The organism is Kitasatospora sp. NPDC033851, from assembly GCF_055576085.1.
This window is the reverse complement of record NZ_JBVIRL010000056.1, coordinates 1-22,956: the sequence shown is the minus strand read 5'-3', so window position 1 is coordinate 22,956 and position 22,956 is coordinate 1. Positions and strand designations below refer to the sequence as shown.

Here is a 22,956-nt window from a genome sequence, read left to right as displayed (position 1 = left end):
CCGCTGCCTAATCAGACGGGCTTGGACCCTCTACCGCTGGGATACCCGGCCTCGAAGCCCCCGCATCCGATGACCTACTGGCGGACGCCCTAAGTCCCGGGCGTGCGAAGTACCAGGCCATGGTCGCGCCGACCTTCTCCGCATCGGAGCCGGTCCGCACGTAGTCGATGATCGCTGTCTGGATGCGGCGGTGGCCAAGAGCGCCCACCAGCGGCTGGATCAACTGCCTTATGCCGCTGCGGCATTGATCGTGCATGGCCGCGTGGATGAGGAGGTCCGCATGCTGCCGGGTCGCGGCAGGGTCAGCGTCTGCGGCCTCGCCGATCTTGAATCGCTTGACCTCGCAGCGGTGGTGCTGGTGCTCGCCTTCCATGATCTGCGGCATCACCCAGTCAGGGCAGAAGATCACAAGGAGCCCGTCGAGCTTGGGCTCGAAGGCGACCTCCCGACCGGGCCGGTCCGGGATCATCTCCAGTGCCATTCGCACCCCTCTGCCGTTCATTCAGGTCATGGGACTCGATCGAAGATCCTCGCCTCAGGCTAGCCTTTGGGCCGCTGCCGTGGTTCAGGGATCCTGCCGTGATCGATTGCGGAGGGCCGCAATGGTGGGAATCCCCAGTTGAACCGTGGTGTCGTGCCGGACGGGGCGAGCGTCGAGTTGGGCGAGCTTGGCTTCGGCGCCAGCCAGGCTGACCTTGAGTCCTTCGACCTCGCCGAGCCAACCTTCGTGCTCGGCTTCGGCGATGCGGGCGATGAGGTTGTCGCGGATCTCCTCGAGGCGGTCCCGTTGGGCCGGGTCCGGCCTGAGAAGTGCACATCTGACACAAGCGTGCTCATGAACACAAGGGGTGGAAAAGGCGCGGCCGCAGGTTCCGATGCAGGGGTGTTTCAAAGTCCCGCTGATCGTGTGAGTCCGCAGGCCAGGGCAGTGTGGGGAGTCCGGGTCAGTCCGTCACGTAAGCATTGAAGCTCCAGTTGAACGAGGTGACCTTGCCAAGTCGCCTTGAGCCGCTGGAGCTTCGATGTGCCGTCAGTCTGCCACCGTCTGTCTCATCAAGTCGCCCGCTCCGGGGGATGTAGCGGGGCTCTCGCTGGCGGAGAGGCTGCGGGCGCTGCCCGATCCGCGTCGGCGGCGCGGTGTGCGTCACCCGTTCGTGGCGGTGCTGCTGGTTGCCGCCTCGGCGGTGGTCGCCGGCGCGCGTTCGTATGCGGCGATCGGCCAGTGGTCTGCGAATGCTCCGCAGCAGGCCCTGGCCCGCCTCGGCGCTCGTGTGGCGGGCGCGTTGGGGGTGCGCATCGCGCCGAGTGCCGCCACGATCCGACGGATCGTCAACCTGGTTTGTCCCGGTGGCCTGGCCGATCTGACCGGTACCGATCCCGGCGGTGCGGACTCGGTGGCCGTGGATGGCAAGGCCGCTCGTGGCTCCCGGCACGGCCAGACACCCGCCGCCCACCTGCTGGCCGCGATGACCGGTGACGGCCGGACTGTCACCCAGTTGCGGGTTCCCGACAAGACCAACGAAATCACCTGCTTCGCGGCGCTGCTGGAGCCCTACGACCTGAACGGGGTCACCGTCACCGCCGACGCCCTGCACACCCAGCGCGACCACGCGCGGTTCCTGGTGGAGGAGAAGAAGGCCCACTACCTGCTGGTGGTAAAGGCCAACCAGCCCGGACTGCATGGCCGGCTGCGGTCACTGCCGTGGAAGGACGTCACCGCGAGGCGCTACGACCGCGAGATGGGCCACGGCCGCAAGGAGACCCGCGTGACCAGGGCACTCACCATCACCGGTCTCGGCCTGGACTTTCCCCACGCTGTCCAGGCCGTACGCATCCTGCGACACCGCACCGACCTCAAAGCCGGCACGGTGAGCCGCCAGACCATCTATGCGATCACCGACTTGACCTCCCAAGAAGCCTCACCCCAGCGCCTGGGCGAGCTCGCCAGGTCACAGTGGACCATCGAGAACCGGCTGCACTTCGTCCGCGACACCGCCTTCGGCGAGGACGCCTCGAAGATCCACACCGGCCACGGACCCGAGAACATGGCGACCCTGCGCAACCTGGCGATCAACACCCTGCGGCAGCACGGGTACCGCAACATCGCCGCGGCCTCCGCCACGTCTCCTACGAGCCCTTCACCAGGCCGCTGGACCTCCTGGGCATTGCCTGACCAGCCGCTCTATATGATCACCGGGACTTTGAAACACCCCTGCGTCCTCAGCCGCTTGGGTTCGGAGGAGCTTGGCTTGGCAGCCTCTTGAGCAGGTGTTGGTCGTGCCCCTGGTGAAGCGGATGAAGCGGGTTCCGCAGGTGAGGCAGGAGAGCATCGACTTCTGTCCGGGGAGGACGGCGATGCTTGAGGGGGCGCTGATCAGGAGGTTGCTGCGGTGTCGGCAGCGTTCTGTGCACCACCACGGTGCCTGCGGCGGTTCGGACTCTCGTTTGGGCGGGGCGCCGCAGTACTCGCAGAGCAACTGGGGCGGTGATGGCGGAGGGTGCTGCTCCAGGACCACTTGGAGTCTGACGAGGCTGCGGCCGGCCGCGGCGGCGAGGCGGGCCCAGCTGATGGTGCCGCGGTGGTTCGGGGGGGCGCAGAGGTGGGCGCGGAGATAGGCGGGCTTGAGGTGGTTGGCCTCGGCGAGGCGGGTGATGAACGCTTCGGCGCCTTCGCAGGGGCGGGGAAAGACCTGGACCGGCAGCATCGTGACTGGCGGGATGCGCCTTGGTGGGGTGCTCACCCGTCCTTCCGCTTGCGGTTGTTCTGCGTGCTGGCGGTGACGTCGAGCGGGACGGCTTCGAGGCCGTCCCGGGTGATCTTCTCGGTCTCCATGAGGATCGCGTCGATCGCGGCGCCGCGGATCAGGTGGGAGAGGGCGCCGATCATGCCACCGGTGCGGTCGTGGAGGTAGCGATCCAGGCCGACGAGCGTGCCGGGCCGGTGTTCGTGCAGCAGCAGGGTGTCCTCCATCGTCTTGACCAGGCCCTTCCACTCGTTGTTGTAGGGGAAGGGGTGGGTGGGGATGAGGGTGAAGCGGCCGGCGATCTGCGCGCCGCGGGTGCCCTGGAGGATTGTGCTGTGCTCGATGTCGATGCCAGCGTAGATGAACGTCGCCGGGATGCGCTCGGAGAAGTACTTGAGGGTGTCGGAGACCTCGGCGCCCTGGCGGGTGGTCAGGGATATGTTGTGCACCTCGTCCACGATCACCAGGCCGGTGCGGACCTTGGTGCAGACGCCGACCACGGACTCGATGATGTCCGCGGTGTTCAGCCGGCTGTAGACCGGCAGATTGAGGAAGCGGGCGAACTCGGCGGCGATCATCCGGGCGGTCGCGGCCGGTGGGACGGTGACGTAGAGGACCGGGATCCGGCCGCTCGCGCCGTGGTGGACGGCTCGGTCGTTGAGCTCGTGGGCCAGGCCGAGCTGGGTGACGGCGATGGTCTTCCCGGTCCCGGCGGGGCCGGAGACGATCAGGCCGCGGCGGGCGCTGATCGCGTGCCGGTTGAGCATCACCAGGCGGCGGCCGGTGGTGACGGTGTGCCGGACGGTGGAGGTGGCCACCACCATCAGCCGGGCGTGGTGGTCGATCCGGATCTCGTCGTAGCGCCTGCGGACCGGCTCGGCGAGCTTGACGTGCTCCTCCGGAGAGGGCAAGTGAGGCGTCGGCGGGGGACCGAGGACGAAGCGGCGCCAGCCGTCCTTGGTCGTCAGGTGTTGCCCGGCGTCGTCGGTGTCCGGTGTCGTCATCGTCGTTTCCAGGGGTCTTCGAGCGGGTCGAACAGGCCGAGCGGGATCACGTCCGCGAGCTTCTCCGCAGCCGGTGCCGGCTCGGTCTCGGCTGCGGGTTCGGTGGCCTGCTCGGGGATCGGGGTCGCCGGTCTGGCGGCCTTGGTCCGGGCGGCGACCCGGCGGTCGCGCCCGGTCTGCTTGGGCTTGGGCTGGTCGGCCGGCCCGGAGTGGGCGCGGGTGAGGAAGGCGGCGACCGCGTCGGCGATTTCTTCCTCGGTGGCGCCGGGCAGCTGGTGGCTGACGTGGTCCCAGGCCAGGTCACCGAAGGGGACAGGGGCCCGGTGCAGGTGCTTCCAGGTCGCCTGGATCCAGGGCCGCTGTTCGCTGCGGTGGTCGCGCACCCAGATCCGGGAGACGTCGTAGGGGTCGCGGTGGACTTCCCAGAGGCCGCGCTTGGCGGCAATGCCGGAGTTCTGGCGGCGGAGCGGGTCGAGTTCGGGACTGTCGTACTTGCGGTGCTTGATCTTGATGCCGTAGTCGTTGACCGCGCGCCACTCGGCGGGCAGGAGCTCGACGTAGTCGTCGCCGCTCAGCGCGACGGGGACATAGCCGCAGGCCTCGACGAGGGTCGCGTACTTCTCGTTCGGGGTGAACATCCGGCTCGGGTGGGCGGGATCGCGCAGGCCGTCGTGCGGCCGGTTCTGCCACTTCGCGACGATCCACTCGTCCAGGAGCTCCTGGAGCTCGACCAGCGACCAGAGCCGCTCGCGCTCGGGGTGGCGGCCGCGGTGGTCGGTGCTGCGGCCCAGGTGACCGGGCAGGAACTGGACGAACAGCGTGGCGATCGAGGCCAGCATCTTCTCGATGTGGCCCTTCTCGAAGCCGGAGCCCTTGTGCGCGGGCTGGAAGTCGATCTCCAGGAACCGGCAGGACGACTTGAAGTTGCGGGAGATGAACGCCTTCCCGTGGTCGCAGACGATCATCTCCGGGACGATCACCGGTCGGGCGGCAGCGTGCTCCAGGCGCTGGTCCAAGGACAGCAGCCGGCGGTGCGGCAGCACCGAGCGCGACATCCGCAGAGCCTCCGCCCAGCCCGGACGCATCAGCTCCGGGGTGACCGCGCGGGCCAGCAGCACGCTCGCGTCGACCGACTTCGTGGTCGGCCGCAGCACCGCGGCGGACAGCGTCCGGGTGGCGACGTCGATCATGCCGGTGAGCTCGATCCGGCCCGGGACGCCGTCGTCCAGCAGGACCATCACGTCCATCGGGGTGGAGTCGATCTGCATGACCTGGCCCGGCGCGAACGCCGGCAGCTCACCGAACGGGGTCTTCGCGCCGTGGGCCTTGGACCGGCGGGTCGTCGCGGTGCTGAAGGTGTGGGTGCCCTCGGTCAGCTTGGCCAGCAGCCGGTAGAGGGTGGCGCGCGAGGGAAGCTCCACCTCCCGGCCCTCCTCGCTGGCCTTGAGGATCTCCCCGGTCCGCCAGAGGAAGTAGGACCCCGTCTTCGTCGAACCGTCGACCTCCTCCTTGACCGCCGCCCGCATCGCCGACACGATCCGCTCGTCCACCACCCCGAACTGCGGCTTCTTGCGGACCGGCCGGTAGTCGACCAGGCCGAGCACGCCGTCCTGCTGGTAGCGGCGCCGGTGGTGGCCGACCGCACTCGCCGTCACCCGGTGCCCGGCCGCCGTCAGTTCGGCGGCCTTGACCCGCTGCCGGGCGGTCAGCGGCTGACCGGGCGCGTACTCGGGCCGGGGAGCCGTGCCCGGTGCGGCACCGAACGGCAGTCCGTGCAACACCTCGAGGATGTGGCCCTCCCACCACAGCGCCTTCGCCAGCACCTCCGGCGGCAGCGTCTCCAGCAGTGGCTTTGTACGCGAGGACGGGAGTCGTTTGTCGTCGGCTTCGGGAGTCACCGCGTGGGCCTGTTCCATGATCAATGTCGATGAGTTTGGGAGTCACTCACGGTCCGGCGAGCGATTCAGGGTCCATCCCTCGGTGAAGGCCCTGAGCTGATCTCGCTGCCGTTCCTCCTCTGTGATCCGGTCGGTGAGAACGCGGCGGTCGATGTACGGCGCGACGGCGGCGAGGACCAGGCGCTGAGGCTCGGCAGGGCCGAGAGCCTCAACCTCCCACTGCACCGGCTGTTCGGCGGCGAGTTTGTACCGACGGGCGAACCCCGGCCAACGCGGGTCGCCCGCCTTGCCCGGAGGTTCGGTGTCGGCGGCGGTTCGGACGGCGGCCGGGAAATTCGCTTTCGGCCGCCGGAGTGCGGTGATAGACAGCCGTAGTGCAGAAGAATCTTGAACTCCCTGACCTGCTGCGACTGATCGACGAGCGGGCGACGGCCTTCCGGGCCGCGATCGCCGCCGCGCCCAGCCTGGACGTGCAGGTGCCGACCTGTCCCGAGTGGACGCTGTTCGACCTGGCGCGGCACCTGGGCTCGGGCCGCCCCTTCTGGGCCGCCGTCGTTGAGGCCGGTCCGGCCGACGCCCCGCCGGCCGAGGCCGTGGCGGCGCGCGCCGAGGCGCAGGCGCCCCGGGAGCGCGAGGCGTTGGTGGCCTGGCTGGCCGCGTCGACGCAGGAGCTGCTGGACACCCTGCGGGAGGTCGGCCCGGACGCCGAGTGCTGGACGTGGTGGGGCGCCTCGCAGTCGCCGCGGACCAGCGGTGCCGTCGCCCGGCACCAGCTTCAGGAGATCGCGATGCACACCTATGACGCCCAGCTCACCGTGGGCGCCGCGCAGCCGCTGCCGGCGGAGGTGGCGCTGGACGGCGTCGAGGACTTCCTGTTCACCTGCTGCGCGTGGTCGGGCGTCTGGCCGCACGAGCCGGCCGTCGTCGACTACCACGCCACCGAGGGCCGCTCCTGGCGCTTCACGGTCGAGGCGGACGGCGCCCGCGCCGTCCGCCTCCCGGCTGCCGGCGAGGGCGAGGCCCAGGCCCCGGCCGACGCCTCCGCCCGGGGCACGGCCGGTGAGTTGGTCCTGTGGTTCTACGGACGCACCCCGCTGGACTCGGTGAAGATCGACGGCGACCGGGCCATCTTCGAGCGGCTCTTCGCCTGGGACCCGAACGCGTAAGGCGGTGTCGACGACGCGGCGCCCGGTCGCGTCGTCGGCTCATCCGACCGTGCCCTGGGCGGAGCGTCGGCGTGGCGTTACCGTCCTGACATGGTTGAGAGCAGGGGTTTCGCGTCCTTCGAGGATTTAACACCCGCCGGTCTGGTCGTAGCTGGTGACGAGGGCGGCGGCAACGATGCGCGGCCACTGGAGTCTGGGCACACCGGTACATGTACCCATCAGCTCAGCGGCGGGTGCCTCCCAAACTCGTGAACATCGACCTGCCCGCCAGCAGGGCGCCTCCCGAGCTCATCGACAAACGACTCCCGTTCTCGCGTACAAAGCCACCAGCAGCGACACCGGCGGCAACGGCATCCGGGCCGGACCGGTCAGGACCTCGAAGCCGTCGGCCTCGAACAGCTCCAGCAGCGGGACGACCCGGTAGGGATCGTCGTCGTCGGACAGCGTCACGGCCAGCGCCGACACCGCGAGCACCCCGCGGACCTGGCCATCGAACCGGACCCGGTCGCCGACTGCGACCTGAACCGGACGCTTCAACTCATTCACCCCTGCCCCCTCTCGACCCAGACCAGGCTCTCCGTGCCGAGGAGCTCGGACTCCAACTCCGCCGTCAGGACGCCCGACCACAGCAGGTGGAACAGCACCGGCAGCACGAGCAGCCGATCCCCGACCTGCTCGGCACCGCCCCACAACGGCCGCGGATCCGCGAAGACCTCGACCAGCCGAGCCGCCACCTCCGCCGGCCGTCCGGCCCTTCGCCTGCGGTAGCGCGACAGCCAGCGCACGTTCTCCATCAGCACCGGATCCGGCGTCCCCACCCGTTCGAACTCCCAGCCCGCCGCCTCGCAGGCCCGGCTCGTCGCCGCGAACGCCGCCAGCGCCTGCTCGTCCAGGCGGTTGGCTGCCCGCACGTCGACCACCCGGGCCCGGCCGTCGGCCAGGCGCACGAAGTAGTCCGGCGCATGCCGCCGCTGGCGCCGGCCGTCGTGCCAGTGCAGCCAGAACGGCTGCGAGGCGACTCCCACCACCTGCGGATCGCGGTCCAGCAGGATCAGCCGGTCCCGCTCCAGCCACGACTCGTAGCCGACGTGGCCGCCCACCGTCACCGAGTAGTACAGGCCCGCGAAGCTCTCCCCGCCCTTGGCCCAGTTGAACTCCCGGACCGGCTCGACGTCCTCGAACCGCACGTCCCAGCACCCGCCGAGGCTGGCGCGGTCGAGCTCGTCGCCACGACGGAAGGCCAGATCGAACCCCGACAACGCCTCGTCACCGTACGCGAGCGCGAGTCCAGCCACCCGTCTCCCCAAGTCGATCCGAAACCGGGCCCAAAGCCTAAGAACCACGCAGTCGAAGCTCGCCGAGAACGGGCCCAAACTCACCGAGACGGGTCACCGGACCTTGACCACTGGCCGGTGTGGTGGCTGTGTCGGTGACGAGGGTTAGGGTGCGGTGCCGTGGACGCCGCTGATCTTGAACGCCAAGCCCGGACCCTGTCCGGCTGTATCCCGCCGCCCCTGGTCGCCCGGCTTCTTGAGCTCGGCCATGAACAAGAAGTCGAGTCGCAGGCTGGCCAAGGTGAGTGGTTCTGCGCGCGAGCGTGGGCCCAGCTCCTCGGCGAGCGCGGTCGGCAAGATAGCGCGCGGGAGGTCCTCGCTCCGTACGTCGCGACAGGCTGGTGGCCGGCTGCCCAGTTTCAGGCAGAGCTGCTGGAGGGCTGGGGACTAGCGCAGGAAGCGATCGCGCTGGCCTGCCCGTATGCGCAGGCCGGTGACCGGATGGCGCTCGACTTCGTGGGGCGCCTCCTCGCCCGCCACGACCGGGGCGCCGAAGCCTTCGAGCTGCTGCGGTCCGGAGTCGAGGACTGGTTTCTCGCCACTGCCCTGGTGGACGTTGCCGAAGCGGCGGGCCGTGACGAGGACGCCGCCGCGCTGCTGACCGCCTGGATTCCGGCCGGCCATCGCTGCGACACCCCGTGGTGCTGCCGTGGCGGCCTGGACGCCGACACCGCACTCGGACTGCTCGCCAAGATCCGCGAGCGCCAAGGCCGCATCGAGGAAGCGATCGCCCTGCTGCGTACCCGGCACGTCACCTCCGTCAACGGCCGTGACCAGCTTGCCGAGCTGCTGGCCCGGCACGGCCGGATCGAGGACCTGCGCGCGTACGCGGCCTTGGACGACCATGGGCACGCCGCGCAGCGTCTGGCCGAAGTACTGGAGGAGCGCGGCGACGTGGAGGGCGCGATCGCCGTCTACCAGCACGAGGAAGTCTCGTTGACCCGCCGCTACCACGACCCCGTGCTGCTTGCCGGGCTCCTGTCCCGTCACGGCCGGGGTGACGAGGCGGTCGCGGTGATGTGCGCCCTGGTGGACTCCCCGGGCGGCGCGGAGGACTGGATCGTCGACACGCTGTGCACTCTGTACGCAGAGCACGGCCGCGCTCAGGAGGGTCTGGCTCACCTCGATGCCCTCAAGGCGCGCCGTGACGGCGAAGAGGAGTGGGACTTCTTCCGGATGCGGCTCCCGCTCATGGCCGACTGCGGCCTGCTCGACGAAGCGATCGAGCAGGCACGAGCGCACCACGAAGGCGACACCGGATACGCGGCCTGGTCCCTCTCAGACCTGCTTGCTGAGGCAGGCCGAACCGAGGAAGCCGTCGCCGTCCTCGAACAGCACCCCGCCGCCAACAGCCCCGTGTTGGCCCAGCGCCTCATCGACCTCGGACGCATCAACGACGCTGTCCGAGTGCTCCAGAACCGGCCGAGCGCTGAACCGGCCGTCGACCCCTGGGCCCGCACCTACTCCAACGAACCACCGTTCTGACGCTGGAGGTCGCGGTCAAACTTCGGTGAGACTCGTCAAACTAACTTGAGACGGGTCACCGGGCGGGGCGTCCTCGATGGCGGCGAGCAGGCGGGCGTGGACGGCGCCAGCGGCTTCGCGGGTGGCCTGGTCCGGGTCCTCCAACTGTGCGGCGATCAGCGCGGCGGCCGCGGCGAGGACCGGCACTGGGACGGTCGCCGATCGCAGGTGGAGGAGCTGGGCGGCCGCGAGCTCGCCGGGCGTCGCCTGGGCGTGGGCGTTCGGGATCAGGGCGCTGATGCCGCGGGGCAGGGGCTGGGTGCTGGTCACCCGGCTCATTCTCCCGGCCGCCGGGTGCCGGTGATCACCACGGCCGGTCGTCCGGCGGTCCGGCGGGAAGGGTGCCGTGGTGGTAGCGGGCAACGGCCTCCAGCAGCGCCTGGCGGGCCCCGCGCCAGCGGACGTCCTCGGTGCGGCCGGCGTCGGCGGCCCACTCGGGCAGCAGCCGGCCCTGCGCGGCCGCGGTGAGCCGGCGGCCGAGCTCGCCGATCGCGCGCTGCCAGTGGTCGAGTTCCAGGAACAGGCCGCGCACCAGCTCGTCGATGGCGCCGGCCGGATCGGTGCCGAAGGAGCGCGCCTCGGCGGCGGTCTCGGCGAGGACGTCCTCGTCCAGGCCGTCGAAGGCGTCCCACCACGGTTCGGCCCGCTGCTCGAACTCCTTCCAGGCGGTGCGCAGGGCGGCGTCGACGGCGGCCGGTGACCACGGGGGCGGGGTGCGGGGTGCGCGGACGCTGTCGGCCAGGACCAGGGTGGCGCCGGGCCCGAGCGCCCGCCGGGCCCGGCCGGGCCGCGCTCCGGTGCCGCCGGGGTTCACCGGCCGGGCCGGGCGGCGGTGCGGCCGGCGGCGACCGCCTCGTCCATCACCGAAGCCAGGTGGGGCAGCTCCCGCTCGTACCAGGTCAGTGCGGTACCCGGCATGGCCAGGGCGAGGGCGGCGACGGCGGCCAGGGCGATCCGCTCCCCGCCGGTGAGCTCCGGGAGCGTCTCCAGGTGGGTCGCGCCGAGCAGCACGCCGCCGTCCAGGCGGTAGCGCAGCTCCGCGGCGAGCTCGTTGTCGTTGCCGGGAATGATCTCGCGGGTGCAGGTCTGCTCGATCGCCTCGGCGGTCAGATCCAGTACCCGCCCGTGGACCTCGACCACCTGGCGGCCGGCCAGCTCCCGCACCCACGCCGCCGCCGCCCGCTCGCCGGCCGCCGCGGCCGCCTGCAGCCCGGCGCGCTCCTCCTCGGTCAGCTCCTCCTCGGACGCGGGCTCGGGCCCGGCGTCGAGCGAAGAGGGGATCGGCAGCCAGGACAGCGGAGAAGACGTCATACCGGTGCAACCCCCGCTGCACCCACCCGGTCACGGGTGCAGCAAGGCCACCCTTGATGCACCCGGGCGTGCTCCTGCCCCCATGTAGCAAGGCGGCCCTTGCTACACGCTGCGCTTCCGGCGTGCGCGCTGCACCACCGAGCGCTGCGACTGCGACGGCTCGCGCAACCGCCGGCCGCGCAGCGGCCGGAGCCGAATGCGACAGTGCGTCGCAACCGTCCGGACCGCGATGCGCAAGGGCGGGTCCGGGCCAGGTACGCGGAGTGCGACGCCACAGGTGGGGGCACTGCGATGGGAATCGCAGTCGCAGGCGCCGCAGGCCTTGGCCGGACGGTCGCCGGGTCGGCTGCGCACCGCGCCGGGACCCGTCCGGATGCGCATGCGCATGGTGGTGAGCGGGCTGTTGCGGAGCAGGGCGAGGGGGCGGGCGGCTGCGGCTGGTGACGGGACAACATGCAGCGCCCTTCGGGTCACGGGCGCGCGGTGGCCGCCGGGAGCGCGGGAGGTCTGAATTGCGTATCGCGGTGCGAAATCGTGGGCTGACCTGCGGGGCGGCGTATGCAGAAATATCGCCCCGGTGCGGATTCCTGACGTCTTGCCTGGTTGCGATCAGCCCATGGAAAGCGAACCGGGGCGTAATTGTGGTGAGGTGGCGCTGTTCGATCTGGACGGTGGCCGGGTCGAGGGCGGGCGCTGTGAGGGGCCTGGCTGTGAGAAGCCGCTGGCGCCGCGTACGGGCCGGGGCCGGCGGCCGGTCTACTGCTCGCAGGCCTGCAAGAGCCGCGCGGACCGGGCGCGGGTCAAGGCCCGGGCCGCGGCCGTGCTGCCCGGCCCGGCCGCACCCGTCGGCGCCGACGCCGCGTCACGGGAGCGGCCCGAAGGCGAGCAGCCCGCTAGCGGCCTGTCGGTGGAGCGGCAACGGATGCTCGGTGCCGCCGACGCGATCCGCAGCCGCGCCGAGGCCTTCCTGGCCGCCGTGGACGACGACCCGGTTGCCGCCCACGCGGAGCTCGCCCGCCGGGTCCACGTCCTCGCCTCACTGGTGATCACCAGCGCCCGGGAGGTGCGCGACGAGGTCCGCTGGCCCGGCCTGGACGCCGACGCCCGCACTGCGGCGCGCATCCGGGAGGAATGGGATCTGCCCGACCCCGCCCCGGGCCTGAATGCGGACCGGGGCGATTTCCCGGTCCCCTCCCGCCCGCGCCCGGGCGCCGGTGAAGCGCCCCGGGGCGAAAAGGGCGCCGACGCGGCGGACAATCCGCCGGCTCCGAAAACGTCCCGGGGCGAAACCAGAGGCACCGCCGCCGCGACGGACGAGCACGCACCGCTGCGCAGCGCGATCGCCGACCCGCCGCGAACCCCGGCCGCTGCCGTCCCCATGCCCGCGGTACCGAACCTCACCCTGGGCCAGGCCACTGGCTGGATGCCGCCCACCGACCGTGGCCTGGGCGAGGCACGCCGCGACTACGCCCTCGGCGACGGCCTGGTCCACCTCACCTGGCCCACCACCCCGAACATCCAGGCCCTCGAACGCCGCGGCCGCCTCCTCGGCTGGACCGAGGTCTACGACGACAACACCTCCTGGATCGCCCTCATCAACGGCCACCCCATCGCCGACGCCGCCGACAACCTCCCCCTGCTCTCCACCAACCCCACCGACGCCCTCACCCTCCTGCGCCTGGCCGTCGAGCGAGGCCTCAGCGGCATCGCGCCCGGCTGGGTGCTCCCCCGCACCACAGGGTGATCCCGGTCTGGGCGAAGCTGGCCGCAATGCGCCCTGACGACGGAACCTTCGCCGATGTCTCGGCCTTCCTGGACGCCCGGTCAATGCCACCGACCGCGAGGAACTCGAGCGAGCGGTCCAGGAACTGCGCAAGCGCCTGGACACCCCGCAGCGGCCGAACGCCTGGGCGGCCAGCCGCTACGGCTTTCCCAAGTCCCGACCGGGGTTTGACGGGCCTTTCCCTTGCCGGTCGTCGCGGGTTTGTGCTACACGTCCGGCGCCTCGCCGGGCCTGGCGGTGTCCTTCGGCAGGGGGCGGCTGGCTGCTGCGGGATTCTCGCCGAGCGCGCCCGCCAGGCGGGCGGCGATTTGAGCCAGCGCCTCGCGGGAGTGCTCGGTGTCGGCGACGTCCGGCAAGACGCCGAGCAGCGGGGTGTGGGCGGCGGCCATCTCGGCTTCCACGGCTCGCAGCCATTCCGGAGCGGGTGTGTTGGAGGTCAGCAGGACCAGACCGGTGGTGGCGACGGTCAGGGAACCGGCGGCTGGCCGCATGTAGCGGTCGCGCAGGACGGCCGCAGCGGCGGCGGGGGCTAGCGGCCGGGTCTCGGAGCCGTTTGAGCGCGGGCGGTCGGCGAACGGTGTCCACGATGCCGCTGCCGCAGCCCACTGCCCGCCCCACAGCCGCAGGCCGGCGTCCGCGAGACCGGCGACGAACGCTGCGCGGGGTTCGGACGCGGTCCGGGTCTCGGCCGTCGCCTGCCGGGCGTAGTGGCGGTCCAACCAGGCGTGCACGTGCTGTTCGGCGCTGACCCAGGTGCCGGGGTGGACGGGCTCCGTCAGCGGCAGTCGGCCGACCCGCGCCACGATCAGGTGGGTGTCCGCCCGGCCGTGCATCTGGTAGGCGCCGCTGCCGTCGATGTCGTCGTTATGGAGCATGACGACGTCGAACTCACGACGTGCCCGCCCGAGCAGGGCGTCCAGGCCGTCGGCGCCCACGTCGACCGCGGAAGCGGTGACGAAGCCCGGGTGCTCGGGCGCGGCAGGCCAGGTTGGGGTGTTCGGCGGCGCCTGTCGCAGACCGTGGGAGATGTCCACTGCCAGGACCCGCAGGTTCCGTGCGGCCAGCGCTTCTCCGAGGCCATGGGCCACTGCCTCGATGCTGCTGTGCTGGACGGGGAGCAGGCCGATCACGGCCCCGCCCCGGCGCTGCGGGGCTGGCCGGGCGGCCGTTCGCGCGCCGACTGTCGGAGGGATCTCGTTCTGCAGCAGGGCGTGGAGGGCACGGGCGGTGCTGCGCATGGCGGCGGCTTGGGCACTGGCGGGAGCGTCGAGGACGAACAGCGGAGTCGGGGTGCCGGGGCGCCGCAGGCCGATTGGTACGTCGCCGATGACCGGGGTGCCGAACGCCTCCAGCTCACGGCCGACGTCGCAGCGGAACTGGGCCGGCAGCGGGTCGGTGTAGGGGTGCGCGGTGAGGATGAGCGCGGAAGGGGGCTGCGGGCTGCATCCGAACAGGCCTACCTTGCTTCGGCACATCAGGGCAACCGACTTGGCCGCGGTGAGCGGGACGTCGACCTGGAGGGGCTTGCCGTCCTGGATCGTCACTCTCAGCTGTGACACCGGCAGGAGGTCTTGTTCGACGACGCCGACCAGCATGTCCGGTTCATCCAGGATTTCAAGGGGTACAACGCCCGACTCGGCGAGGATGTAGTCGAACTCAGGCCGGGTCGTGGTCACCAGCTCCTCGACATGGTCGGTGCGTCCGGTCTCGACCGTCACCTCGTGGAGCTCACCCGGGCCGGGGAGCGGCCGGCGCTCGATGGTGGAGACTGCGGGTGCAGGCTGATCCGGGCGGTGGGGTCGGACGAACACCCTGCTGGGCTGGGCAGCGTGGATGGCCAGGACCCGGTGCCCTTCGAGAGCGAGTGCGGCGGCGAGGTTCGCCGACACCACGTGGCTGTCGCGGCCGTCGAACTGGACTACGGTGGCGCGGCGCTGCGGCGCGGTGCTTCCTCCACGGCGGGCGTCCCGCAGGCGCAGGGCCGCGGTGTAGGGGAGTGCGGGGCTGGCGGCTGAGCGGGCGCGGGACTTGCGGGAGTTGGAACCGGTCTTCGTCATGGCAGGGTCGTTTCACAGGCAGGGCCCCACGCTTCCCGCCCGGTTCGTGTCCATGGCGAGGTTCCTCGGTGCGGGCCCGTTTGCCGGCTGCTGCCGGTGGAGCCTTGGTCGGCGGTGCCACCCTGGCGGCGTGGGCACCCAAGGTGGCGGCGACGAGCGGCTTGCGCATCCTGCCGGGACGGACAATACCGGTGAAACGCGTCCCCGCGAGGTGCCGGGCCTGGGGATTCGCCCGGTCGGAGGCCGACTCGTGGCGGGTGTTGACGTGCGGTCAGGGGCGGGCGCCGAACCGTCGGGCGGTGCTGCCGGGTGGGCGCCTGCCCCCGCTTCCGCGGCCGGGTTCTCCTCGGCGGCCAAACGTAGGTCTGCCACCGCCGAGCGCACGTGGGCGTGCGTCCGACGCCGTCCACGTGCGCTGTCCGTCATCAGGTTGTGTTGCTGACGGGGTGGCCAGTCTGTGGTGCATCGGATGGCCGGGTGCGGCCGATGGCGCGGAGGAGTTGCGCTGGGGCGGACTCGTCGTCCTCGGGGATCTCAGTCCGGTCGCAGAGGGCGTACACCTCGGTGCGGTCGACGAGGTGGTCGAGCGCTTCCAGGTTGTCAGTGTCGATGGTGGCCCAGGGCACGCGAGGCGGGGGAAGGAGCTTGGTGAGCAGCGTCAGTAGGTCCCAGGTGCCGTCGTCCAGGCGTTGGCGGACCCACCGACGGGCGCCGGCGGCATCGAGGCTGTTCCATCGCCACAGGAGAGAGGTGTCTAGATCTTCGAGCTCGTCGGCGGGTTGCCCGCCGGCCGGTGTGAGGTGTTGCTCCAGGCGGGTCAGTACCGCAGTGCGGGCTGTTGCGAACCACTCGTCGTTTTCCTGCGCGAAGGCGGGTTCGGTGGCGGAGGGCTGGGTGGTGTTGCGCAGGACCACGCCAGCCAGGGCTGCGCCGGCGGGGGAGGCGGCCATCAGGTCAAGGACCTCCACACGCTCGCTGGCTGCAAGGGTGCGGAACAGGTTCTGCGCGAGGAAGATCGCTGTGAACTCGGGGCTGACAATCACCTCTTTTCCTGCGGTTAGGGATGCGAACCGCTCGGCCATCTGGATCAGCAGCTGCCGGGAAGGCAGCCGCGCGTCGGTCTGCAGCCGCTGCTGGATGCGTCTGGCGATGCGATGGGTGTCGTCCTGGAACCTAAGCCACAGCTCGTCGGCCTCTACACCGGGGGTCGCGGCTTCCACCTGGGCGAGAGCGGCGGTGAGCACGGCCTCCGGCAGATCGTCGTCTGGCACGCCGAAGACGACGTACCGGTCGAAGTAGTCGCCGCTGCCGATCCCCCGGCGTGCCTGCGGCGGTTCACCGCTGAGACCACCGCCCAGCTGGTTCGCGAGTCTTGGGAAGAGGCTCGCCAGCAGGCCGAGAACGCCATCAACGTGGTCGGGGGCGACGCCGGCCTTCTCCAGCCGGGTGCGCCACAGCTCGGCCAGCTCGTCGCGTTGCTGGCGCTGGTGCGCGAAGAGGGAGGTGCCGCTGCCGGTAAATTCGGCCCGGTAGCGACTGAGGAGCCGGTAGACCCCGGGCTCGCTTGTCCGTATGAATGTGACGAGCAGGAAGTCGACGAGGTCGACCTCGCCTGCCAAAGTCCCGAGCGACGCCGCCGCCTGCCCGAAGAGACGCTTGATCGCCCGCGGCGTGAGCAGCCGGTCCTGTAGGTATCGGACGTACGCCAGACCGAATCGTTGCACCTCCGCCTTGGTCAGCGACAGCCGGTGGGTCTCAAGCAGCGTGTCGAGACAGCCCTCAAGAAGCCTAATGGCGTCGCGTTCGCGGAAGGCTGGCAGGTCCAGCCGGACCTGCACGATCTTCTCCAGGAACTCGCTGGCCCGATGCTCTGACCCGCCTACCAGGTCGCTTCGGCTGAGAACGTCGAGAAGTGTCCGCTCGTCGAAGCTGATGAGGTAGTAGACGTTGGGCAGGTTGCCGACTAGACGCACTAGCTTGAAGACCAGCAGCAACTCGTCGGGCGTCAGACGGTCCAGGTCGTCCATAACGACCAACACGGCACGGTCCGCCTCGCGCAGTGCTGCGGCGGCCGACTCCTTGGCTGCCGAGGCACTTGTGTCCCCGCCGATCCGGTCGGCGACGTCTTTGACGACCTCGCTGACATCGAGTCCGAACAGGCCGCCGACTTTTCCCAGCGGACTGATGGAGATACCAAAGTCCCTGATCTTCTCCCGGGCCACCGACCACCGGTCGCCCTTGGGCAGTGCGGCGCGGATCTCGCTGAACAACGCCGCGGTCAGGCTGTCGAGGTCGGAGTAGAGCCACGGGTTGAGTTCCGCCACCGACCACGAAACCGGCTCCGCCCTCCCGAGCCGGTGGAGCACCATCTTGAGCACCGAGGACTTGCCTGAGCCCCAAGGGCCGATCAGGGCGAGAACCCCAGACTCACTCTGCTCTCTGACGTCCTCCAGAAGCCGGACGGCATGGCCGGCGTACCTGTCGTACCCGAGGAGATCGGGAAGGTCCGCGCTGCCGTCGACCGGGTCGTCATTGAAAAATCTGTAGGCCATCCGCTCATCCTGCTGGGGTCGACCGGCTTCGGAAAGGTCTTGTACGGGCCTGCGTTCTACAGCTCGGTCCAGCCGCACGCCCGCCCACCCCGGCCGCCGAGCGGGTGCCAGACCGGGGCCGACGGTCCGCGCTGCACCAGGTCCTCGATCCGGGCGGCGCCGGCCGGGACGACGGCCAGCATCTCGGCGACGGCCGGGTTCTCTTCGGCGGCCAGCCGCAGATCCGCCACCGCCGAGCGCACCCCGGCGGCCGCCGTGCCGACCAGCACCACCAGCAGCCGCGGGAACGCCCTCCAGCGCCGCTCCCATGCCCGGCCCCGGCCGCCCGGCCCCGGCTGCTCCCACAGCTGGGCGCAGGCCGCCAGCTGCGCTGCGGTCTCCTCGGCGCCGACCCCGGGGCGGTGCCGTTCGACGAACGCCCGCAGCCGGTGCCGCTCCTCGCCGGTCCCTGCGGTGTACGCGAGCTCGGCGGTGGGCCGATACACCCCGCCGCCGGCGACCGACTGCTCCGGGTGGGGGAGGAGGTCGAGCGGGCCGCAGGCCTCGCCGCGGGCGCGGGCGTCGGCGACGAAGGCGGCGTGGATCCGGCCGACGTCGAGCAGGTGCTCGCGCCCGTGCCGCACGGCGAGCTGCTCGCCGTCCAGTGTCTGGGCGGTCGGGCGACGGGCCTCGGGGAAGGTGGCCGCCACCGCTGCGCCTTGGGCGGTGAGGTGCCAGGCCTTCGCCCGGCTGGCCTGCGGCAGGGTCACGAACTCCGCCAGGCCATCGGCGTGGAGCCGGGTCAGCCGCTTCTGGGTCTGCTTGATCAGGGCGGTGCCGCCGTGCAGCTGGTGGAGCTGCTCGGCGGTCGCCAGCGTGAAGCGGTGAAGCGTCACCAGGACGTCGTGGTCGGTCTCCAGATCCCCGTGCACGAATGTGCTCCCTCAGTCCGAAGCGCGGGTATCTCCCGTGCTCGGAGAATGGAACCCCACGAAACTCACCAGATTTCTCACCATCAAGGTTGGTAGTTCATAACGATCTGATAACTCCCGCCATCAAGGTATCCCGCGTTCTAACCGGTCCGAAATGCGGTCCGTAATCCAGTCCGCTAACCAGTCCCAACCTCAGAGCCCCCGTCGGCCTGGTTGGCACGTCTCTGACCTGCTGGGATGGCCATCAAGGTGCCCCGGTGAATTTCCTTGATGCCCCATCAAGGAAACTAACCGATACCTTGGTGGCCCTGGTGAGTTTGCCGCACCACTTCCATTCCCCCTGCCGTTTCCCCCCTCCGCTGCCCCTACCGGCCACCTCGCGCCCGAGAGGCGAATCCGCCCAGCTCAGCGCCCGAATCCGAGCCGCCGCCGCATTCCGACAACCCTCTTCTCCCGTCTTTCTGCTTTTGGTTTTGGTTTGTGGTTGTGGCGTTGTCGGTTGGTCGGTTCGGGTTGTTGCACCTGCGGTGGGCTTTTCCTTTTCTCGCGTCCGGCTGGTGCCGGCCGCTCGCTGGTCGGGGGGTGGCGGCGGGGCCGGAGAGGGGTGGTTGGAGAGGGTGCGGCGCGCGGGTCGGGAACGGGCTTGGCCGCTGTCGTAGCGGCCGGATATCCCGGAGAGGCAGCAGCCCGACCACGACCACCGGGAGACGCCCGTGAGCACCCGTCAGAGCCTCGCCGAGCCCGACGACAACGACGACCAGGCCGACGCCGTCGATCCAGCGCAGCCGCAGCCGCAGCCGCAGCCGTCCAGTCCGGGACGGACCGCGTACCGGCGCGGCGCCGCCAACCCCAACGGCTCGACCAGCGCGCTGCGCTCCGACGTCCTCGCCGCGCTCGGCGTCCTCAAGGTCGCCACCGCCGACCAGCTCCAGCGCCTGCTGCGCCCCGGTGCGGCGTCGAACAAGGCGATCCGGCAGGCGCTCGGCGACCTCGCGCTGCACGGCCTGGTGGCTTCCGACGGCAACACCAAGGACCGGCACAAGACGTGGCGGCTGGAGGGCGCTGCCGGGCTGGATGCGGCCGCTGCGGTGCTCGGGATGGTCCGCTCGGAGATGGGAGGTACGGCTCGGGGCGCCGGACGTACTGGTGCCCAGCACGCGATGGCGGTCAACGAGACCGTGCTCGCGTTCGTCCTGGGCGGCAGCGCGCCCGGGGCCGCGGGCGGGGTCGGCACGGTGCGGTCCTGGTCGACCGAGACCGAGTTCCCGCTGCCGGGCGGGCGGCGCAAGGTGCGTCCGGACGGCGTGTGGCAGGCCCCGGAGGTCGGGGTGCCGGTGCTGATGGTCGAGGTCGACCGCTCCACCATGGCCCCGGCCGACGTCGCCGCGAAGTTCCCCCGGTACCGCGAGCTGTTCCGCACCACGGTCCGCGACAACGATCCGGCCCTCGCCGAGAAAGAGCCGGCCGACCGGACGGTGCACTGGTGGCGCCGCGCCTACCCCGGCACCCACACCCGCGCCGGGTACCCGCCGGTCGCGCTGGTCGTCACCGACGCCGGACCGGTCGCGCTGACCAACCGCCAGGAAGCGATCGGGGACCTGTCCGCCGGCTGCTGGCGCGGCCGCTGGCGCAGGGAGGTCCGCGACTACAACGACGACGGCTGGCGCGAATACGACGACGCCGTGCCCATCGTCGCGACCACCCTTCAGCTGCTGGCCGAGCACGGCCCGCTCGGGCCGGTGTGGTGGCGCTTCGGCCGCTCGGGCCGGCACTCCCTCATCGAGGCGCTGGAGAACCCGAACAACCGGGCCGCCTACGACCAGCGCCAGGCCGCCCGCGAGGACGAGGAGCACAAGGCCCACCAGGAGCTGATGGACTCCCCGGTCTGCATCGACTGCGGCGACGTTCCCGAGGAGGAGAGCACCTGGGAGTACGGCCGCCAGGGACAGGTCGAGTGGACCCGCCGCCCCGGCGGCCGCTGCTGGCCCTGCCACCAGGACCGCGAGGAGCGCCTGGAACGGGAGGCCGAAGAACAGCTGGAGGCCGCCCGCACGGCCAACGCCGCGCTGCGCCCGTGCTGGACGTGCCGGGGCTCGATCGGGGGGAAGGAGGGCTCGAAGCTGGAGCTGCGGGAGAAGGCCCGGACGGACCGGCTGGAGTGCCCCGAGTGCGTACAGGACCGCGCCGCAAAGGACTTGGGCCCGCTGATGCTGCCGGTCCCGACCAAGCGCGAGCTGGTGGCCGCGCTGGTCTCCACTCCGGACGATCTGTGGTGGGAGGAGCGGGTGCTGCACGCGAAGCTCTACCCGGCGAGGGGCCGTCGGGTGTGACCTGTTGGTTGTGGTGGGCCGGTTTTGGCCCTGGGGGGCGGATTGTCTGGACCTTTGGTTGTGCCTGTTGGGGGTGGTGGCGGGGTCGGGTGTGGGGTGGGGTGTGGTGACTGTGTGTGGTGGTGGCTGCCGTTCGGTGCCGCTGACGCCGTCTCGGGGGTCGGTGGGGTGTTGTGGGCGGGTTTTCGGGTGTGAATTCTGCCGGGTATTCCGTTCGGGTGTTTTGGCGGATCGGTTGCTGGTGGTGGTGTGAATTCGGGCCGGAATTGTGGTGGCCGGGGGTGGTGGCGGGGCCGGTGTTCGGTTTGGTGGGGGTCGGGCCCGGCGTCGTCCGGGCCTGCTGCGTCCCCCTGCTCGGCCGCCGTCGTCCGGGCCGCCGGCCTCGGCGGCTCCCCGTCTCCCCGGTGCCCGCCTGCCCGCGCCCGCTGCTGCGCGCCCTGGTCGTCGTCCTGGTCGGCCGCCAGGTCGTTCCGCTGGGCCCGGCTCGGCCGCGCCGTCCGGGGCCGTCCGGGCCTCGCTGAGCGGCCGTCCGGGGCTGCGGCACCGCCGTTGCGGCTGGACGGTTGGGTGGCCGTCAGGCCGCTCTGGTGGCGGTTCGGGAGTAGTCGGTGGGTTGTCGCGCCCCTTGTCGTGTTGCCTTGTCGCGGTGGGGTGGTGTCGTGTGGTGTGACGTGGGCGGATACCCGGTTTCCCCTGTGTGTGGTCTGGGCGCGACAGGTGGGTGCGACAGGGGAGGCGGGGGTGGGCCGCGGCTGCTGCCGGCGACCGCCAGGCGCTGGCCGTCCGGTGCCGCCGACGCCGTCCCGGCGGCGCTGTCCGGGGTGGCTGGGCGGCGGGCCGTTGGCGGGGCCGGCCTTCTCCTGGGGGTGGTGCTGCGGCCGGGTGGTGGGTGGCGGGTGCAACGCGGGGGTGCAACGCGGTGTTGCGCGGGGGTGCAACGCGGGGCCGTGTTGCGGGTCTGACCAGGCGTTATGTGGCTGGGAGCGGGGGCGGGTGGGCGTGTTGCACTTCGTGTTGCACCGGGCTGCGCCGGTTCGCCGGCCTCGGCTCTTCCCCCGGTGCCCCGCCCGCGCCGCCTGGTGCCGCGCTCCGCTGCTAGGCGCCCTGGCCGCCGTCGTGGTCGGCCGTCAGGCCGTCCCGCTACGCCCGGCTCGGCCGCCCCGGCGGTCCTGCCGCCGGGCCCTGGTGGCGCCGCCAGGGCCGTGCCCTGCCCGCCCCGCTGCGCCCAGCTCGGCCGCCCTGGCCGTCGTGCCGCCCGCTGCTGCGCCCTGACCGCCCGTCCAGGCTGCAGTCCTGGCCCGGTGTTCGGTTTTGGTGGCGACGCTTCGGGAATTGCCTGGTTGACGGTGCGCGCTGTTTTCCGGGTTGGTCTGGATTGGCGGTCGTGGTGTCGGCAGCGAGGGCCGTAGGCCCATTTCCGGCGTGCCTGAATTGGATTTCTCCCCGCTGCGCCGATCGGGCCTTTCGGATTGCGGCCTGAAAGAGAGCGGAAGGGAATTCGCATTCTCGCCGGAAGCGCGGCTGGATAGAGCCGGGATGGATGGTTGCGGCGAGGTTAGCTGTTCGCGTCTCGGGCCCGTCCGGGGACCGGTAGGATAGAGCTGTACGGAAGCCGTGGAAAGGCCGCCGGATGTGCTTCGGATGCCGGTCCCGAATCTGTGGTTGAGGGCCCGTCAGGGCCCGTCAGGGGCCGCCGTGCGGGGCGCCCGTGAGGGCCCGCCACGGAGCCGGGCAGGCCCGAGCCGGACCGGCGGCCCGGAGGTGACCGCCGAGGGCCGCAGGCCCCGCTCGGAGGGCGGCGGATGGGCCGACAGCCCAGCAACCAGGCGGCTGACCGGCCATCGGCCGGTACCGGGGGAAGGGGCCGGGGGGTGAGGTTGTGGCTGATACCCGAAGTCCGCGACACATCGTCAACGCCGAGGGCCGCAGGCCCGGGCCGGCACCCCCCTCCCGATCGGAGGGATGGGCCGCTACCCGAATTCCGCGTCACATCGTCAACGCTCACCCCGGGCGCAGCCCGGGAAACCCTGCCAGCCAATCGGCCCGTAGGGCCGCCAAAAGGCCAGTCCAAGAAAGCCGGAAAGCCGACCGATTGACGGGCCGTAGGCCCGGAGCAGTACCCCGGAAATGGCGGAGCGCAGCGACGCCCGACGCCCGCCCCAACCACCCAAGCATGCCCGCTAATTCGCCACCGGCGAATTCCCCCCACCCCGCACCGCCCCGCCGAGGCGCAGTCGAGGCCACACCACGCACGGTGACGGCGTAGCCGGCACCCCCGCACCTGGCGGTGCGTCAGCACCGCCCAACGGGCCGCCAGGCCCGTTGTAAGCCGCAGGCTTCCG

The 22,956-nt window shown here is 71.3% G+C and carries 17 protein-coding genes; 5 read left to right on the top strand and 12 right to left on the bottom strand.

The window, feature by feature from the left end; translation table 11 throughout:
* Positions 1-7 precede the first annotated feature (7 nt).
* Together ACZ51D_RS42085 and ACZ51D_RS42080 are read right to left on the bottom strand one after the other, a co-directional pair.
* Entirely contained in the window at positions 8-481 is a 474-nt protein-coding gene (locus ACZ51D_RS42085; protein ID WP_465665599.1) for a hypothetical protein, read from the bottom strand.
* Positions 482-565: 84 nt separating this feature from the next.
* Entirely contained in the window at positions 566-892 is a 327-nt protein-coding gene (locus tag ACZ51D_RS42080) for a hypothetical protein (RefSeq protein WP_465665597.1), read from the bottom strand.
* Positions 893-1,022: 130 nt separating this feature from the next.
* Between ACZ51D_RS42080 and ACZ51D_RS42075 the strand changes: the two genes are divergently transcribed.
* Positions 1,023-2,264 (top strand): ISAs1 family transposase, encoded by a 1,242-nt coding sequence (locus ACZ51D_RS42075; RefSeq protein WP_465665595.1) that lies wholly within the window; start codon positions 1,023-1,025, stop codon positions 2,262-2,264.
* 473 nt (positions 2,265-2,737) lie between these two features.
* Here the strand turns inward: ACZ51D_RS42075 and ACZ51D_RS42070 are convergent, their stop codons facing one another.
* Together ACZ51D_RS42070 and ACZ51D_RS42065 are read right to left on the bottom strand one after the other, a co-directional pair.
* Positions 2,738-3,748 (bottom strand): TniB family NTP-binding protein, encoded by a 1,011-nt coding sequence (locus tag ACZ51D_RS42070; protein WP_465665593.1) that lies wholly within the window; start codon positions 3,746-3,748, stop codon positions 2,738-2,740.
* The gene (locus ACZ51D_RS42065) at positions 3,745-5,664 is read right to left on the bottom strand and encodes a Mu transposase C-terminal domain-containing protein (protein ID WP_465665591.1); all 1,920 of its coding nucleotides are present in this window, start codon (positions 5,662-5,664) and stop codon (positions 3,745-3,747) included. Before ACZ51D_RS42065 ends, ACZ51D_RS42070 begins: the two co-directional genes overlap by 4 nt.
* 356 nt (positions 5,665-6,020) lie before the next feature.
* Between ACZ51D_RS42065 and ACZ51D_RS42060 the strand changes: the two genes are divergently transcribed.
* Positions 6,021-6,812, top strand: a complete 792-nt coding sequence (locus ACZ51D_RS42060; RefSeq protein WP_465665589.1) for a maleylpyruvate isomerase family mycothiol-dependent enzyme — start codon at positions 6,021-6,023, stop codon at positions 6,810-6,812.
* A gap of 288 nt (positions 6,813-7,100) precedes the next feature.
* On the opposite strand, the gene ACZ51D_RS42055 is transcribed toward ACZ51D_RS42060, so the two are convergent.
* Complete coding sequence (locus ACZ51D_RS42055; RefSeq protein ID WP_465665587.1) at positions 7,101-7,358, bottom strand: hypothetical protein; 258 nt, start codon at positions 7,356-7,358, stop codon at positions 7,101-7,103.
* Positions 7,355-8,107: a TnsA-like heteromeric transposase endonuclease subunit gene (locus ACZ51D_RS42050; protein WP_465665585.1), complete on the bottom strand. Its 753-nt coding sequence runs from the start codon at positions 8,105-8,107 to the stop codon at positions 7,355-7,357. The genes ACZ51D_RS42055 and ACZ51D_RS42050 overlap by 4 nt, the downstream gene beginning before the upstream one ends.
* 159 nt (positions 8,108-8,266) lie before the next feature.
* On the opposite strand from ACZ51D_RS42050, the gene ACZ51D_RS42045 reads away from it, so the two are divergent.
* Positions 8,267-9,631, top strand: a complete 1,365-nt coding sequence (locus tag ACZ51D_RS42045; protein WP_465665583.1) for a tetratricopeptide repeat protein — start codon at positions 8,267-8,269, stop codon at positions 9,629-9,631.
* Between the two features lie 15 nt (positions 9,632-9,646).
* Here ACZ51D_RS42045 and ACZ51D_RS42040 read toward each other — a convergent pair whose 3' ends face one another.
* From ACZ51D_RS42040 to ACZ51D_RS42030, 3 genes are read right to left on the bottom strand one after another with little or no spacing between them, the layout of a single operon-like run.
* Complete coding sequence (locus tag ACZ51D_RS42040; RefSeq protein ID WP_465665581.1) at positions 9,647-9,940, bottom strand: hypothetical protein; 294 nt, start codon at positions 9,938-9,940, stop codon at positions 9,647-9,649.
* Between the two features lie 34 nt (positions 9,941-9,974).
* Entirely contained in the window at positions 9,975-10,484 is a 510-nt protein-coding gene (locus ACZ51D_RS42035) for a hypothetical protein (RefSeq protein WP_465665579.1), read from the bottom strand.
* The gene (locus tag ACZ51D_RS42030; RefSeq protein ID WP_465665577.1) at positions 10,481-10,981 is read right to left on the bottom strand and encodes a hypothetical protein; all 501 of its coding nucleotides are present in this window, start codon (positions 10,979-10,981) and stop codon (positions 10,481-10,483) included. The genes ACZ51D_RS42035 and ACZ51D_RS42030 overlap by 4 nt, the downstream gene beginning before the upstream one ends.
* A gap of 616 nt (positions 10,982-11,597) precedes the next feature.
* Between ACZ51D_RS42030 and ACZ51D_RS42025 the strand changes: the two genes are divergently transcribed.
* Positions 11,598-12,725: a hypothetical protein gene (locus ACZ51D_RS42025; RefSeq protein ID WP_465665575.1), complete on the top strand. Its 1,128-nt coding sequence runs from the start codon at positions 11,598-11,600 to the stop codon at positions 12,723-12,725.
* Positions 12,726-12,970: 245 nt separating this feature from the next.
* Here the strand turns inward: ACZ51D_RS42025 and ACZ51D_RS42020 are convergent, their stop codons facing one another.
* The 3 genes from ACZ51D_RS42020 to ACZ51D_RS42010 all read right to left on the bottom strand — a co-directional run bounded on the left by ACZ51D_RS42020 (position 12,971) and on the right by ACZ51D_RS42010 (position 18,284).
* Entirely contained in the window at positions 12,971-14,821 is a 1,851-nt protein-coding gene (locus ACZ51D_RS42020) for a hypothetical protein (RefSeq protein WP_465665573.1), read from the bottom strand.
* Positions 14,822-15,246: 425 nt separating this feature from the next.
* Positions 15,247-17,373, bottom strand: coding sequence for a KAP family P-loop NTPase fold protein (locus ACZ51D_RS42015; protein WP_465665571.1), 2,127 nt, complete (start codon positions 17,371-17,373; stop codon positions 15,247-15,249).
* A gap of 56 nt (positions 17,374-17,429) precedes the next feature.
* Positions 17,430-18,284 (bottom strand): replication-relaxation family protein, encoded by an 855-nt coding sequence (locus ACZ51D_RS42010; protein WP_465665569.1) that lies wholly within the window; start codon positions 18,282-18,284, stop codon positions 17,430-17,432.
* A 713-nt stretch (positions 18,285-18,997) separates the two neighbouring features.
* Here ACZ51D_RS42010 and ACZ51D_RS42005 point away from each other — a divergent pair.
* Positions 18,998-20,614 carry a replication-relaxation family protein gene (locus ACZ51D_RS42005; RefSeq protein ID WP_465665567.1) on the top strand — a complete coding sequence of 539 codons (1,617 nt, stop codon included), beginning with the start codon at positions 18,998-19,000 and terminating at the stop codon, positions 20,612-20,614.
* Positions 20,615-22,956: the final 2,342 nt, after the last annotated feature.